The sequence below is a fragment of the Pigmentiphaga litoralis genome, from assembly GCF_048632615.1.
GTDB classification, from domain to species: Bacteria; Pseudomonadota; Gammaproteobacteria; order Burkholderiales; family Burkholderiaceae_B; genus Pigmentiphaga; species Pigmentiphaga litoralis_B.
Genome location: NZ_CP184479.1, coordinates 5,214,130 through 5,229,008, shown reverse-complemented (window position 1 = coordinate 5,229,008; position 14,879 = coordinate 5,214,130). Strand labels below are relative to the sequence as shown.

Genomic DNA, 14,879 nt, shown 5'->3' with positions numbered 1-14,879 from the left:
AGGAAGACCATGGAAGCAGAACGCCTGAACCAGCTCGAAGCTCGACTGCAGGACCTGAGTGCGCGCACTCAGGATCTTCGGAGGTATCTTTGACTACGATGTCAAAGAAGAACGCCTGCACGTAGTCAACGCCGAGCTGGAAAGCGCGGAAGTCTGGAACGACCCCAAGCACGCCCAGGAACTGGGCCGCGAAAAAAGTCCCTTGAAACCATCGTCGACACCATCCGTGAATTGACGACCGGCCTGGCCGACGCCAGCGAGCTGTTCGAGATGGCCCGTGGCGACGACGACTTCGACACGCTGGCGTCGATCGAAGCCGATACGGCGGCCCTGCAAGTCAAGGTCGAAGGGCTCGAATTCCGCCGCATGTTCAACAATCCGGCCGATCCCCTCAACTGCTTCGTCGACATCCAGTCCGGTGCCGGGGGTACCGAAGCGCAGGACTGGGCGTCCATTCTGCTGCGCCAGTACCTCAAATACGCGGAGCGCAAGGGCTTCAAGACCGAAGTCATGGAAGAGTCCGAAGGCGAAGTGGCCGGGATCAAGTCCGCCACGATCAAGATGGAAGGCGAATACGCCTTCGGTTTCCTTCGCACCGAAACCGGCGTGCACCGCCTGGTCCGGAAAAGCCCCTTCGATTCGTCGGGCGGCCGTCACACATCGTTCGCGAGCGTGTTCGTCTATCCCGAGATCGACGATTCCTTCGAAATCGAAGTGAATCCCGCTGATTTGCGCGTCGATACCTTCCGGGCGTCCGGCGCGGGCGGTCAGCACATCAACAAGACCGACTCGGCGGTGCGGATGACGCACATTCCAACCGGTATCGTTGTGCAGTGCCAGAGCGACCGGTCGCAGCACCGCAACCGCGCCGAAGCCATGCAGATGCTGAAGTCCCGCCTGTTCGAATTGGAAATGCGCAAGCGCATGGCCGAACAGCAGAAGCTGGAAGATTCCAAGACCGATGTGGGTTGGGGTCACCAGATCCGTTCCTACGTGCTTGATCAAAGCCGGATCAAGGACCTGCGCACCAACGTCGAAATCTCGAACACGCAAAAGGTGCTCGACGGCGATCTGGATCCTTTCATCCAGGCCAGCCTGAAGCACGGCGTGTGAGGACCGCAACCTACGGTGCCACGGGCGGCACCCTTGTCATCCTGACCGGCGCATCGCGGGGCCTTGGCGCCGCGCTGGCGCTGGCGCTGTGCCGCCCGGGCACCCACCTTGCCACCCTGTCGCGCCACAAGCACACCAGGCTCGATGCGCATGCCGCGGCGCATGGCACGGTGGTCAAGCAGCATCCGGCCGATCTGACCGATGCCGCCGAAACCACACGTGCGATCGATCGCCTCTTCGCCACGTTGCCGCGCAACGCCGAACGATACTGTCTGATCAACAACGCTGGCACGGTGGACCCCATTGGCCAGTCCGGCTCCCTGCGCGCGGACGATATCGCCCAGGCGCTGGCGCTCAATGTCGCGGCGCCCATGTTGCTCACCTCGCGCTTCATCGCAGCGACGGCCGGGCTGCGTGCCGACCGGCGCGTGCTGAACATCTCGTCGGGCGCCGGCCGCAAGCCGATGGCCGGCTGGAGCGTCTACTGTTCGACCAAGGCGGCCATCGACATGTACACCCGCAGCGTCAAGCTCGAACAGGGCGACAGCGGCGTGCGCATCGTGTCGCTGGCGCCTGGCGTGATCGACACCCCCATGCAGGCGCGGATCCGGGCGAGCCAGCCCGACGCCTTTCCCGCGCTCGACAATTTCAAGGCGATGCACGCCACCGGCCAGTTGTCGTCGCCCGACGATGTGGCCGCCCGCATCGTCGCCTACCTGGAACGCGACGATTTCGGCCAGACCGAGATCGACGACATCCGCAATTACTGACTCAAGCCCACCATGACCGATACCCGGCCAACCGCCCCCGAGCCCTTCCCCCAGGACGAAAACCAGATCGTCGCGGAACGGCGCGCCAAGCTCTCGCGCCTGCGCGAAGCAGGCCCCGCTTTCCCGAACGACTTCGTGCCCGCCGACCGTGCCGCACCGCTGCATGCCGCCTATGACGACACGGAAAAGGAAGCGCTGGAAGCGCTTGCCGTGACCGCCAGCGTCGCCGGCCGTCTGATGCTCAAGCGTGTCATGGGCAAGGCCAGCTTCATCACGCTGCAGGACGCCACCGGCCGCATCCAGATCTACCTGAGCAAGGAAAGCGTCGGCCCCGAGATCTATGACGCGTTCAAGCACTGGGACATCGGCGACATCGTGGCCGTGCGTGGCAATGTCTTCAAGACGAACAAGGGCGAGCTGTCGATCCATGCCATCGAACTGCGCCTGCTGACCAAGTCGCTGCGTCCGCTGCCCGACAAGTTCCACGGCATCGCCGACCAGGAAATGCGCTATCGCCAGCGTTATGTCGACCTGATCATGACCGAGTCCACGCGCGCGACCTTCATCGGCCGCAGCAAAGTCGTCGCCTCGATCCGCAAGTACATGATCGACACCGGCTTTCTGGAAGTCGAAACGCCCATGCTGCATGCCATTCCAGGCGGCGCGTCGGCCAAGCCTTTCACGACGCATCACAATGCGCTGGACATGGAAATGTTCCTGCGTATCGCGCCCGAGCTGTACCTGAAGCGGCTGATCGTGGGCGGATTCGAACGCGTCTTCGAACTGAACCGCAACTTCCGCAACGAAGGCGTCAGCCCGCGTCACAATCCTGAATTCACGATGATGGAGTTCTACGCGGCTTACGGCAATTACACGTGGCTGATGGACTTCACGGAAGGCCTGCTGCGCCAGGTCGCGATCGACGTGACGGGCAGCGCCACCCTGATGTACCAGGGCCGCGAAATCGATCTGGCCCGGCCCTTCGATCGCCTGACGATTACTGGCGCGATCCAGAAGTACGCCGAAGGCTATACCGACGAACAGCTGGCGGACGAAGCCTTCCTGCGCGCCGAGCTCAAGAAGCTGGGCGCCCACGTCGATGGCCCGCAACTGGCCCGCGCCGGCATTGGCGCGCTGCAGCTGGCTTTGTTCGAAGAAACCGCCGAAGCGAAGTTGTGGAGCCCCACCTACATCATCGACTACCCGGTTGAAGTGTCGCCGCTTGCACGGGGTTCGGACGATCGCCCGGGCGTCACGGAACGCTTCGAGCTCTTCATGATGGGCCGCGAAATCGGCAATGGATTTTCTGAGTTGAACGATGCCGAAGACCAGGCCGACCGCTTTCGCAAGCAGGTCGAAGCCAAGGACGCCGGTGACGAAGAAGCCATGTACTTCGATGCCGACTACATCCGCGCGCTGGAATACGGCATGCCCCCCACTGCCGGCTGCGGCATCGGCATCGACCGCCTGGTCATGCTGATCACCGACAGCGCCAGCATTCGGGATGTGATTCTGTTCCCGCACATGCGCCGCGAGGACTGAGCGCCACGCCAAAAGAAAGGGGTGTCAGCTTGACCAGGCTGGCACCCCTTTCTTGTTTTGCAATCGGGCCTTTACATCACGGCCACGGCATCTGGTAATTCACGATCGCCGACACCGACCGCCCTGCGCCCACCGAGCAGCTGTCGGTGTAGCAGTACGCCACGTACCCCTTGTCCAGCAGATTGCTCGCGCTGGCGCGGAACTGCAGCCCCTTCAGTTCCGAATACAGCCGGCCAAAGTCATAATTCACGCCGGCATCGACCAGCATGTATGACGGCGCAATGTCGCTGGAACGTCCGGCGTAACCGTAGCTTGCGCCGGTGTGCCCTACCCGGCCGTCCAGCGACAGGCCGGCAAAGCTGCCACGATCCACCGCGTACTTCGCGCGCACGGACACCTGCTGTTCGCTGACGGTCGGGAAGCGGTTGGCCAGCATCGCGCTGTAGGCGTCGTCGGACGTGTTCATGACCGATGAATTCGTGACCATGTATGCCGCGACCACGCGCAGATTGGGCAGGGGCTGCAGCTTGCTTTCGACGGCGGCGCCGCGCACGCGCAGTTCCGCCCAGGCCTGGCAGCCTGCCAGCCCGCAACCGCCGCCTGCATCGGTGGTCTGCGAGTTGTTCTGGATCTGATTGAACGCCGACAGGGTCGTGACCTTGCCGAAAATGTCCGGCACGTAGCGGACCCCCGTTTCGTACTGCTGGCTGGCCGTGGACGTGAACTCGCTGCCGCCAACGGGCGCATAGGTATTCGAGTAGTTCATGTACGGCGCCAGTCCATTGTCGAACTGGTATTTCAAGCCGATCCGGCCACTGACCGTTTCAGTGTTCAGCAGTACCGCGTCAGAGGTGTTCGCGCCGAGATCGATGGTGCGGTTGGTCAGTTGATCGCGCCGGCCGACCAACGACATGGTCCATTTGTCCAGCGTGACCTGATCCTGCACGAACAGCCCCAGCTGGCGTTTTTCGGCGTAGGCCTGGGCCACGGCACGCGGTCCGGCCACAGCGGCGCCGTACGCAGGGTCGAAGATATCCAGTGACGGCGCAAGCGCGACACGCGTCTCGTAGATGTCGCGCGCTTTCAGATAATCAAAACCGAACTTGAACTGGTGCTGCAGGCGAACCGTGGTGAACTTGCCCATGGCATGCGTGCCAAGATTGAAGGTGCCCAGCCCTGGCAACAGGCCGTCGTCGGACGCACGCAGGCTGTCGGGCGTCAAGCCATTGCCCTGTTCGGTCGTGGGCCGTCCGTATTTCAGGGATTGTTTGATCGACCAGGTGTCGTCCAGCTTCTGTTCGAATTCGAAGTCGGACTTGCGCATGGCGGTGGAACGGCCATACCGCTGATTGCCCCAGGCATCGGCAACGCCGCTGTCGGCATCCGGATTCCACTGGGGCGCAGGCGCCACGGGGGAATCGACACCCGGCTCGGTCACGGGAAAGGCGACGGCAGCCGTCGTCGCGTCGCGCGCTGCCGCGTCCCGCGCCGCAGCGGCATAGTCGGGTGGTGTAGCCACCGTGGTAGTGGCGTAATAGACCTTGCCCGGCGACCGGTCAGCGCCCTGGGCCTGGGCGTGGACTTGGTCCTGGGTCTGGCTCTGGACTTGGTCCTGTACCTGCGGCTGCACCTGCAAGGCGCTCGCCGAAGGATCTTCCTTGAGGGATATGGCAGGCGCGCAGCCCGCCAGCACCACCGCCGCGAGTGCTACGAGAGCAACAGGGGCAGTCGAAGCATTCGGAGCAGCCGGCGCGGACGCGTCATGCCCCTGCAACGCCCCAGGACGCCGTCGTCGTCGTGTTTCCGGCAATCTGAAAGTCATGGCGCTCCCGACGCGTGTTGACGGTGGACACGCAGCCCACGCAGTTGAAGCTCAATGGCGCTCCCCCGGCGTGTCGTGACGGGATAGCGCTAGATCTCGTCGATCCAGGCCATCTGGATCGCTTCAAGAATTCCTTCATTCGACCGTGTGGGATCATCGGCAAAACCCGGAAGTTCCGTGACCCAGCGATGCAGATCGGTAAATCGCACGAACTGTGGTTCGACATCGGGATGCCGCTCGACCAATGCCGCCGCGATCTCAAAGGTGTCGGACCAGAGCATGTCAGTGGTTCTCGCTAGCGTGGTTGATCGTGTACTTAGGGATCTCGATGGTCAGATCGGCTTCCTGCACGACGGCCTGGCACGACAGACGCGATGTGGAAGTCAAGCCCCAGGCCTTGTCGAGCATGTCCTCTTCGCTGTCGGTTGCTTCGGGCAGCGAAGAAAACCCTTCCTTCACGATGACATGGCAGGTGGTGCAGGCGCAGGAAAGCTCACAGGCGTGTTCCAGCTCGATGTGATTATCGAGCAGCAGGCGGCAGATCGAGACGCCCTGGGGCGCCTCAAGGACAGCGCCTTGAGGACAGAGCTGGGGATGCGGAAGCACCGTTAACTTGGGCATGATCAAAAACCTGAAATGGGAATCACGGTACGGCCGCGCGGGCAATGCGCCGCGCCGCCGGTCCATGCAATCAAACGACTTCGTCGATACGACGGCCAGCCAGCGCGGCGCGGATGCTGCGATCCATGCGGCGGGCGGCAAATTCTTCGGTACTGGCGGACAAGGCCTCGACAGCGGCGCGGACCGCATCGCTATCCCCGTCGCGCGACGCCTGCTCGGCTTCTTCCAGGCGGGTACGGATGGTGGCCAACGAGTCGGCGTCCAGCAGATCGGCATCGGCCGCCAGGGCGGCCCGCACGGATTCCACCAGGCGCATTGCTTCGACCTGCTGCTCACGCAGACTGCGCGCCTGCATGTCGGTGTCGGCGCTGTTCATGCCGTCCGCCAACATGGCAGCGACTTCGTCGTCGCTCAGGCCATACGATGGCTTGACCGAAATCGACGCTTCCACGCCCGCGCTCAATTCGCGCGCCGTCACGCCCAGCAATCCGTCGGCGTCAACCTGGAAGGTCACGCGGATGCGGGCGGCGCCAGCGACCATGGGCGGGATGCCGCGCAGCTCGAAACGGCCCAGTGATCGGCAATCCGCCACCAGTTCGCGTTCGCCCTGCAGCACGTGGATCGCCATGGCCGTCTGGCCGTCCTTGAACGTCGTGAATTCCTGTGCACGGGCAACGGGAATGGTGCTATTGCGCGCGATCACGCGCTCCACCAGCCCACCCATCGTTTCCAGGCCGAGCGACAACGGAATCACATCCAGCAGCAGCCATTCGTCGCCCGCCGCGCGGTTGCCCGCCAGCAGGTTCGCCTGCATGGCCGCGCCGAGCGCCACCACCTGGTCCGGGTCCAGATTCGTCAGCGGCGTGGTGCCGAACAGTTCGCCCACCTTCTGCTGCACGATGGGCATGCGCGTGGCACCGCCCACCATGACGACGCCCTTGACGTCCGCAACAGTCAGGTCCGCGTCCCGCAAGGCGCGTTTGGCGCTGGTCAGCGTCCGCGCGACCAAGGGCTGGGCCAGGGTCTCGAACCGTTCGCGCGTCAACTGCACCGCCAACGAATAACCCGTCGACAAGGTCAGGCTGGTCTCGGCATGGTCCGCCGACGACAGGGTTTCGCGCAGATTGCGGGCCGCCACGAGCAAGGCGCGCTGGTCTTCCGGGATCAGGGCCGTCAAATGCCAGTTTTCGGACATCCAAGTGACGATGGCCGCGTCGAAATCGTCGCCCCCCAGCGCCGTGTCGCCGCCGGTCGCGATGACTTCGAACACGCCCTGCGACAGGCGCAGCACCGAGATGTCGAAGGTGCCGCCCCCAGGTCATAGACCGCGTACAGGCCTTCGGCGGCGTTATCCAGCCCGTAGGCGATCGCCGCGGCGGTGGGTTCGTTCAGCAGCCGCAACACGGTCAGACCCGCCAGCTTGGCCGCGTCCTTCGTGGCCTGCCGCTGCGCGTCGTCGAAGTACGCTGGCACGGTAATGACGGCGCCGACCAGGTCGTCACCCAGCACGTCTTCGCCCTGCTGGCGCAGCTTGGCCAGGATCTGGGCCGACACTTCGACCGGGCTCTTGTCGCCCTGCACCGTCCGGATCCTGACCATGCCCGGCGCGTCGATGAAGTCGTAAGGCACGTTCAGCTTTTGCGCATCGGCCAGGCCGCGGCCCATGAACCGCTTGACCGACACCAGCGTGTTGTGAGGATCGATGGTCTGGGCGGCAAGCGCCTTGCGCCCGATCTGTACGGCGCCGTCAGGCAGATAGCGCACGGCGGATGGCAGCAGGGCGTCACCCGCCTCGTTGCGGAGCACTTCGGCCACGCCATTGCGTACCGAGGCCACGAGCGAGTTGGTGGTCCCCAGGTCTATGCCCACCGCCAGCCTGCGCTGGTGGGGAGCTTCGGACATGCCAGGTTCGGCTATCTGCAAAAGCGCCATGCGTTTACGTTCTTCTCAGTGTGAATCCGCAAGAGCATCGGCAACCGCATCGATCTCTTCGGAAAATTTTTCTATGAACATCCACTCGCGCACCCGCGCGGCGGCAGTCGCGTAGTCGCGCTCGACATCGAGCAAATCGCCCACCTGACGAGCCATGGTATCGCGTTCGGCGGCCAGTTCGGCGGCAAGGTGGTCCAAAGCGTCCTGGTTGCGCGAGGCGCGCGCATCGTCCAGCGCTTCACGCCATTCCATCTGTTGCATCAGAAAACCGGTGGACATGGCGGTGTTGGTTTCGACCTGCAGGTCGACGCCAGCGCGCTCGCACAGATAGCGAGCGCGGGACAGCGGCGATCGCAGCGTGCGGTAGGCCTCGTTCGCCCGCGACGCCCACTGCATGGCCACCCGCCGTTCCTGCGCGGTGCCCGAAGCGTGGCGGTCGGGATGCACGCGGGCCTGAACGTCTCGCCAGGCGGCGTCGAGCGCGTTGCGGTCCATCGCAAACGTCGCCGGCACGCCCAGCAATTCGAAGTGATCCGGATCCGTCTGCATCAGACCGTGAACGACTCGCCGCAGCCGCAGGACGCCTTTTCGTTCGGGTTGTTGAACTTGAACCCTTCGTTCAGGCCTTCGCGCGTGTAGTCGAGTTCCACGCCCGCCAGATACGGCAAGCTTTTGGGGTCGACAAAAACCTTCACGCCCTGACTTTCGAAGACCTGGTCTTCGGGCGCGCTTTCATCCACGTACTCGAGCTTGTAAGCCAGGCCCGAGCACCCGGTGGTACGCACGCCCAGCCGCAGTCCGATGCCCTTGCCGCGTTTCTGCAGATAGCGGCTGACGTGACGGGCTGCGCTTTCGGTCAGCAATACCGACATGGCTTCCTCACCTATCAGTTCGTACCGTGCTTGGTACGGTAATCGTCGACCGCCGCCTTGATGGCGTCTTCGGCCAGGATCGAGCAGTGGATCTTGACCGGAGGCAAGGCCAGTTCCTGCGCGATTTGCGTGTTGCGGATCTCCATGGCCTGGTCCAGCGTCTTGCCCTTGACCCATTCGGTCACGAGCGAGCTCGAAGCAATGGCCGAACCGCAGCCATAGGTCTTGAACCGTGCGTCTTCGATGATGCCGGCCTCGTTGACCTTGATCTGCAACTTCATGACGTCACCACAGGCGGGAGCGCCGACCATGCCGGTTCCGACCGAGGTGTCGCCCTTCTCGAAACCGCCGACGTTGCGGGGGTTTTCGTAGTGATCGATGACTTTTTCGCTATATGCCATGATGAATCTCCTAGATCAGTGTGCAGCCCACTGCACCGAATTGAGGTCGATGCCTTCCTGGGCCATTTCCCAGAGGGGCGACATTTCGCGCAGCTTGCCCACCTTGCTGCGCAGCAATTCGATGGTGAAATCGATGTCTTCGACCGTGGTGAAACGGCCGATCGTGAAACGGATCGAGCTGTGCGCCAGTTCATCGCTGCGGCCCAGGGCGCGGAGCACATACGACGGTTCCAGGCTGGCGGACGTGCAAGCCGAACCGCTCGACACCGCAATGTCCTTCACCGCCATGATGAGCGACTCGCCTTCGACATAGTTGAAGCTGACGTTCAGGTTGTGCGGAACACGTTGCTCCATGTCGCCATTGAGGTAGACCTCTTCGATCGTCGACAGGCCTGCCCACAGACGGTCACGCAACATGCGGACGCGGTCGCTGTCCACAGCCATCTCTTCCTTGGCAAGGCGGAAACATTCGCCCATGCCGACGATCTGGTGCGTGGCCAGCGTGCCCGAACGGAACCCGCGTTCGTGGCCGCCACCGTGGATCTGCGCTTCGATACGGATGCGCGGCTTGCGGCGGATGTACAGCGCACCGATGCCTTTCGGACCATACGTTTTGTGCGCGCAGAACGACATGAGGTCGACCTTAAGCGTTTGCAGGTCGATCTGGACCTTGCCCGATGCCTGCGCCGCGTCGACGTGGAACACAATGCCCTTGCCGCGGCAGATCTCGCCGATCTGGGCGATGTCCTGAATCACGCCGATTTCGTTGTTCACGAACAGGATGGACGCCAGGATCGTGTCGGGCCGCAGCGCGGCCTTGAACGCCTCGATATCCATCAGACCGTTTTCTTGCACGTCAAGGTACGTAACTTCGAACCCCTGGCGTTCAAGTTCGCGACAGGTGTCCAGCGTGGCCTTGTGTTCGGTCTTGAGCGTGATGATGTGCTTGCCGCGCTCTTTGTAGAAATGCGCCGCGCCCTTCAGGGCAAGGTTGATCGACTCGGTAGCGCCCGACGTCCAGACGATTTCGCGCGGATCGGCATTGGCGAGATCGGCCACCTGCTTGCGCGCGTTTTCCACGGCCTGTTCCGCTTCCCAGCCGATCGAATGGCTGCGCGATGCAGGATTGCCGAAGTGTTCGTACAGCCACGGCACCATGGCATCGACCACACGGGGGTCCACGGGCGTCGTTGCGGAGTAATCGAGATATACCGGTGTTTTGATCATGACGTCTTTACCTTGTTACGTAACCCTTGCCTGCGTGGCCAGGGTGCGCTTACAGCGCGGCAGTGGATTCGGTGGGAGCGCCGGTGCGGCGATCGAGCAGCACGGACTTGGCCGCGTTTGCCTCGTGCAGCTCACGCATGCGCTGCTGATCGACCAGATCCTGCAGTGACACGGAGTCGAGGTACTCCACCATCTTGCGGTTAAGCGTGGCCCAGAGTTCATGGGTCATGCACTTGCCCGATTTGCCATCATTGCCGCGAGTACAGTCCTGCTTGCCGCCGCAGTCGGTCGCGTCGAGCGGCTCGTCCACGGCGAAAATGATGTCGGCAACGGTGACGTGGCGCGCCAGCTTGGCAAGGGAATATCCGCCGCCGGGCCCGCGCATACTGTCGACCAGCTCATGCCGGCGCAGCTTCCCGAACAGTTGTTCGAGGTAAGAAAGAGAGATGTTCTGCCGTTGGCTGATCGCGGACAACGTGACTGGCCCGCTGTGCTGGCGCAGGGCCAGATCGATCATTGCCGTGACGGCGAAACGCCCTTTGGTGGTAAGTCGCATTCAGGACCCCTGAAGTCTATCCTTCGCGCGCCGGGATGGGACTCTGCATGCCCTGGTTCATGAACCACTGGACCCTGCACGCTGCGCCAATCCCTAACGATTTGGTCAAGTATACCTAATTCCCGAACGTTTTGCTAGGGATTACGTGTACGGAGCCGAAGAGGAAGACCGCGAAATGCCGGGCCGGACGTGAAAACACCGCGTCGATACGCGGTGTTGAGGGGGCGCCATGGACATCGTCGCGCGCTGCGGGCGAATCGCAACGGGCGCCGTGCAGGCTGAACACTGGAACAATGACCGGCGGTGACGAAGCAGTCTGCCTCGACGGGAAACCGTCCGAAACGCAAAGTAGCACGCGGGTCAGACACCAGCCCGGCAATGCGAACAATCCGTTGAACGGACGACCCGTAGCCGGACGTGCCCGCTCAGGCGGCCTGATACTGGGTGGCGCGCTTGCGAACGACTTCAAGCAGGCCCTGGCAGGCGTCTTCGATATAATCGAGCACCTTGGCAAAGCCTTCCGGTCCGCCATAGTACGGGTCGGGAACGGTCGCTTCTTCGTATTCATTGGCGAAGCGCATCAACAGCATCAGCTTATGCTGATATTGCTTCGGAGCCTGCTGCTGCAACAGCGCCAGGTTGTCCCAATCCATCGCCAGGATCATGTCGAATTCGCGGAAGTCGTCGGGGCGAATCTGTCGCGCACGAAAATCCGTAATGTCGTAACCGCGTTTGCGGGCTGCAGCTTGCGCCCGTGCATCAGGCGGCTCTCCGATGTGGAAAGCGTGGGTGCTGGCCGATTCGATTCGGACAACGTCTGAAAGACCGGCATCTTTCACCAAACGGCGAAACACGCCCTCTGCGCTCGGCGAGCGGCAGATGTTGCCCATGCACACAAAGAGTACCTTCGTCATCATGTCCGAAAGTGTGCGGGAAAACCCCGCTCAGTTCAAGCTTTTTTAAAAGCGTGCAAAACGCCGAAGCGATGAAAAATCTTTGAAAATCAATCACTTGCGCATAATTTATTGACGGAATAGCGAATTTCCATCGCGCCGTGCACAAGTGTGGTACATCCCGTGTACGAATTTCGCCTAGCCCGTATGCACCACACCGGTGCAACATCCGCCTGCGTCGCAACATGACGTTGGCGACCCTCTCAGCATGAATCGAACCAGGGCCGAAAAGCCATGCGTGCAAGCACGATCAGGTCGGCATTCCACCCATGGCTTCGGCATCGGCTTGCGCACCGGACGCCCCGAACAAACGCTGTTTGAGCGTCATCAGTTGGTCCCGCGCCTGGGCGGCCTTTTCGAACTCAAGGTTACGGGCATGCTCCAGCATGGCTTTCTCAAGACGCTTGATTTCCTTGCTGATCTGCTTTTCGCCCATGGCTTCGAACTTGGCGGCTTCCACCGACAGCTTCAAAGCCTCCTGATCGCCATTGGGTGCATACACGCCGTCGATCAGATCGCGGACTTCCTTCTTAACGCCGCGCGGAACGATGCCATGTTCGGTGTTAAACAGGATCTGCTTTTCGCGCCGGCGCTGCGTCTCGCCGATCGCCCGCTCCATCGAGTCCGTCATGCGGTCCGCATACAGGATGGCGCGACCATTCAGGTTACGCGCCGCCCGGCCGATGGTCTGTATCAAACTGCGTTCCGATCGCAGGAAACCTTCCTTGTCGGCGTCCAGGATCGCGACCAGGGACACTTCGGGAATGTCGAGGCCCTCGCGCAGCAAGTTGATGCCGACCAGCACGTCGAAAGTGCCCAGCCGCAGATCCCGCAGGATCTCGACGCGTTCCACCGTGTCGATGTCGGAGTGCAGATAGCGCACCTTGATGCCGTGCTCACCCAGGAAGTCCGTCAGGTCTTCCGCCATCCGCTTTGTCAGCGTCGTGATAAGGACCCGATCGCCCTGGGCAATCCGCGCATGGATCTCGCCAAGCACGTCGTCGACCTGGTTCAGCGCCGGGCGCACTTCCACGACCGGATCCACCAGGCCTGTTGGGCGCACCACCTGTTCCACGACATTGTCCGCGTGCTCTTTCTCGTAGTTGGACGGGGTGGCCGAGACAAAAATCGTCTGGCGCATCTTGCCTTCGAACTCTTCGAACTTGAGCGGGCGGTTGTCCATCGCGGACGGCAGCCGGAACCCGTAATTGACCAGTGTTTCCTTGCGCGACCGGTCGCCCTTGTACATGGCGCCCACTTGCCCGATCGTGACGTGGCTTTCGTCGATGATCATGAGCGCATCCTGCGGCAGATAGTCGATCAGCGTGGGAGGCGGATCGCCCGGCCGTGCTCCGGACATATGGCGCGAGTAGTTTTCAATGCCCTTGCAGAAGCCCAGCTCCTGCAGCATTTCCAGATCGAAGCGCGTGCGCTGTTCAATTCGCTGCGCTTCGATCAGTTGACCCGCATCCACAAACTGCTTGGAGCGCTCGCGCAATTCGGCCTTGATCGTTTCGATCGCGTTCACGACCGTGGCGCGCGGGGTGACGTAATGCGACCCGGGAAACACCGTGAAGCGGGGAATCTTCTGGCGCACGCGGCCAGTCAGCGGGTCGAACAGTTCCAGCGTCTCGATCTCGTCGTCGAACAGCGTGACGCGCAGCGCCAATTCCGCGTGTTCGGCCGGAAAGATGTCGATCAGTTCGCCCCGCACGCGGAACGCGCCACGGGTGAAATCGGTGTCGTTCCGCGTGTACTGCATGGCCACCAAGCGGCTGATGATCTCGCGCTGCCCAAGTTTGTCGCCCATGCGCAGCAGCATGACCATCGAGTGGTAGTCGCTTGGATTGCCGATACCGTAGATGCAGGACACGCTGGCCACGATGATCGTGTCGCGCCGTTCCAGCAGGCTCTTGGTGGCGGACAGCCGCATCTGTTCGATGTGCTCGTTGATCGACGAGTCCTTTTCGATGAACAGGTCGCGGGTGGGCACGTACGCTTCCGGCTGGTAATAGTCGTAGTACGAGACGAAATATTCGACGGCATTGCGCGGAAAGAACTCACGCATTTCGGCGTACAACTGCGCAGCCAAGGTCTTGTTCGGCGCAAGCACCAAGGCCGGCTTGCCCATGCGGGCAATCACGTTGGCCATCGTGTAGGTCTTGCCCGATCCCGTCACGCCCAGCAGGGTCTGATAGACAAGGCCGTCTTCAATGCCCTGGCACAAGCCGTCAATCGCGGTCGGCTGGTCGCCCGCGGGTCGGTAAGGTTGGTACAACTGGAACGGGCTGCCCTCGTACGTGACAGAGCCGGGCTCAAAGCCCGAGCCGCCCGGAGCGGCGCCAGGAAGCGCTTCGGCAACGTCAAAACCGGCTTCAACGAAGGCATTTGCTTTCTCGAGCGACACAGGCTGCATGCTAGACTCTTGTTTCATCTGGAAAACTTCGGCAGGAAAAGCGGGTGGGAGTTCCCCGACCGCGTGAGCCAGAGGGTGAATGCGTCGGACAACACGGCGTTGGATCGAAGGACGATGACTGCGATGCGGCCGAACGGCTGGAACGAGGTAGAAAAGCGGACTGGGTGCGGATGGGCTGGATCAACGGGCTCGGTGTGTAGTTCTGTGCTGGGTCGTTCTGTACTACGTCGTTCTGTTCTACCAGGTCGTTGTGGGCTAGGTAGTTGTTTGCTGGATCCGTGTTCGCTGGATCGATCTTTCGGCTGGCGTTGCATCGGTGCTGTTGAAGGCTTGGCTCGTTCCGCCCGGCTTAAAGTGAACTTGGGCCTGAAGCCGCAACTTTCAAGTGCCGGCGGGGTGCGGGGTCGATGGGTGGGCGTCAGGCCGTGCTTGACGACAGCACGCCAAATGCAAGATGTTGAGCACAGCGCCGATCACAATATGCCTTTGCCAACATGCTGACCACGACATGCTGACCGCAACACATTGACCGCACACGCTGACCGCACACGCCGACCGCAACACGCTGACCGATCCCCTGCTTTCCTGGCTGACGACCAACCTGTCATTATCCCTGTAGCACTCTTCAACGACAACCCCACGCGCAACGGACGC

General features: G+C 62.1%; 12 protein-coding genes and 2 pseudogenes. 3 read left to right on the top strand and 11 right to left on the bottom strand.

Annotated elements, in window-relative coordinates; translation table 11 throughout:
* The first annotated feature begins 9 nt into the window (after positions 1–9).
* The 3 genes and pseudogenes from prfB (at position 10) to lysS (ending at position 3,425) form a co-directional block, all read left to right on the top strand.
* Positions 10–1,113: pseudogene (gene prfB / locus ACNANG_RS24165) on the top strand (peptide chain release factor 2).
* Positions 1,110–1,883, top strand: a complete 774-nt coding sequence (locus ACNANG_RS24160; protein WP_420225154.1) for an SDR family oxidoreductase — start codon at positions 1,110–1,112, stop codon at positions 1,881–1,883. Before prfB ends, ACNANG_RS24160 begins: the two are co-directional and overlap by 4 nt.
* A 12-nt stretch (positions 1,884–1,895) precedes the next feature.
* Positions 1,896–3,425 (top strand): lysine--tRNA ligase, encoded by a 1,530-nt coding sequence (lysS, locus tag ACNANG_RS24155; protein ID WP_420225153.1) that lies wholly within the window; start codon positions 1,896–1,898, stop codon positions 3,423–3,425.
* Between the two features lie 76 nt (positions 3,426–3,501).
* Here lysS and ACNANG_RS24150 read toward each other — a convergent pair whose 3' ends face one another.
* The 11 genes and pseudogenes from ACNANG_RS24150 to uvrB all read right to left on the bottom strand — a co-directional run bounded on the left by ACNANG_RS24150 (position 3,502) and on the right by uvrB (position 14,225).
* Positions 3,502–5,055 carry a TonB-dependent siderophore receptor gene (locus ACNANG_RS24150; RefSeq protein ID WP_420227647.1) on the bottom strand — a complete coding sequence of 518 codons (1,554 nt, stop codon included), beginning with the start codon at positions 5,053–5,055 and terminating at the stop codon, positions 3,502–3,504.
* A gap of 281 nt (positions 5,056–5,336) precedes the next feature.
* On the bottom strand, positions 5,337–5,528 hold the full coding sequence (iscX, locus tag ACNANG_RS24145; RefSeq protein ID WP_420225152.1) for a Fe-S cluster assembly protein IscX: 192 nt from the start codon (positions 5,526–5,528) through the stop codon (positions 5,337–5,339).
* A gap of 1 nt (position 5,529) precedes the next feature.
* Entirely contained in the window at positions 5,530–5,868 is a 339-nt protein-coding gene (gene fdx / locus ACNANG_RS24140) for an ISC system 2Fe-2S type ferredoxin (protein WP_420225151.1), read from the bottom strand.
* A gap of 70 nt (positions 5,869–5,938) precedes the next feature.
* Positions 5,939–7,800 (bottom strand): annotated as a pseudogene (hscA, locus tag ACNANG_RS24135) (Fe-S protein assembly chaperone HscA).
* A gap of 15 nt (positions 7,801–7,815) precedes the next feature.
* A complete protein-coding gene (gene hscB, locus ACNANG_RS24130; RefSeq protein ID WP_420225150.1) occupies positions 7,816–8,349 on the bottom strand; it encodes a Fe-S protein assembly co-chaperone HscB in 534 nt (177 codons plus the stop codon).
* Entirely contained in the window at positions 8,349–8,672 is a 324-nt protein-coding gene (gene iscA, locus ACNANG_RS24125) for an iron-sulfur cluster assembly protein IscA (RefSeq protein WP_420225149.1), read from the bottom strand. Before iscA ends, hscB begins: the two co-directional genes overlap by 1 nt.
* 14 nt (positions 8,673–8,686) lie before the next feature.
* Complete coding sequence (gene iscU / locus ACNANG_RS24120; RefSeq protein ID WP_420225148.1) at positions 8,687–9,073, bottom strand: Fe-S cluster assembly scaffold IscU; 387 nt, start codon at positions 9,071–9,073, stop codon at positions 8,687–8,689.
* A gap of 15 nt (positions 9,074–9,088) precedes the next feature.
* Positions 9,089–10,300: an IscS subfamily cysteine desulfurase gene (locus ACNANG_RS24115; RefSeq protein WP_420225147.1), complete on the bottom strand. Its 1,212-nt coding sequence runs from the start codon at positions 10,298–10,300 to the stop codon at positions 9,089–9,091.
* A gap of 49 nt (positions 10,301–10,349) precedes the next feature.
* On the bottom strand, positions 10,350–10,856 hold the full coding sequence (locus ACNANG_RS24110) for a Fe-S cluster assembly transcription factor (protein WP_179587483.1): 507 nt from the start codon (positions 10,854–10,856) through the stop codon (positions 10,350–10,352).
* Positions 10,857–11,281: 425 nt separating this feature from the next.
* Positions 11,282–11,773 carry a low molecular weight protein-tyrosine-phosphatase gene (locus ACNANG_RS24105; protein WP_179587482.1) on the bottom strand — a complete coding sequence of 164 codons (492 nt, stop codon included), beginning with the start codon at positions 11,771–11,773 and terminating at the stop codon, positions 11,282–11,284.
* Positions 11,774–12,059: 286 nt separating this feature from the next.
* Positions 12,060–14,225, bottom strand: a complete 2,166-nt coding sequence (uvrB, locus tag ACNANG_RS24100) for an excinuclease ABC subunit UvrB (RefSeq protein ID WP_420225146.1) — start codon at positions 14,223–14,225, stop codon at positions 12,060–12,062.
* Positions 14,226–14,879: the final 654 nt, after the last annotated feature.

Bases quoted from the DNA above. Each gene is read 5' to 3' on its own strand.
- ACNANG_RS24110 (WP_179587483.1), bottom strand. From the start codon at position 10,856: ATGCGACTTACCACCAAAGGGCGTTTCGCCGTCACGGCAATGATCGAT.
- fdx (WP_420225151.1), bottom strand. From the start codon at position 5,868: ATGCCCAAGTTAACGGTGCTTCCGCATCCCCAGCTCTGTCCTCAAGGC.
- hscB (WP_420225150.1), bottom strand. From the start codon at position 8,349: ATGCAGACGGATCCGGATCACTTCGAATTGCTGGGCGTGCCGGCGACG.
- iscX (WP_420225152.1), bottom strand. From the start codon at position 5,528: ATGCTCTGGTCCGACACCTTTGAGATCGCGGCGGCATTGGTCGAGCGG.
- ACNANG_RS24115 (WP_420225147.1), bottom strand. From the start codon at position 10,300: ATGATCAAAACACCGGTATATCTCGATTACTCCGCAACGACGCCCGTG.
- iscU (WP_420225148.1), bottom strand. From the start codon at position 9,073: ATGGCATATAGCGAAAAAGTCATCGATCACTACGAAAACCCCCGCAAC.
- iscA (WP_420225149.1), bottom strand. From the start codon at position 8,672: ATGTCGGTATTGCTGACCGAAAGCGCAGCCCGTCACGTCAGCCGCTAT.
- uvrB (WP_420225146.1), bottom strand. From the start codon at position 14,225: ATGCAGCCTGTGTCGCTCGAGAAAGCAAATGCCTTCGTTGAAGCCGGT.
- ACNANG_RS24105 (WP_179587482.1), bottom strand. From the start codon at position 11,773: ATGATGACGAAGGTACTCTTTGTGTGCATGGGCAACATCTGCCGCTCG.
- lysS (WP_420225153.1), top strand. From the start codon at position 1,896: ATGACCGATACCCGGCCAACCGCCCCCGAGCCCTTCCCCCAGGACGAA.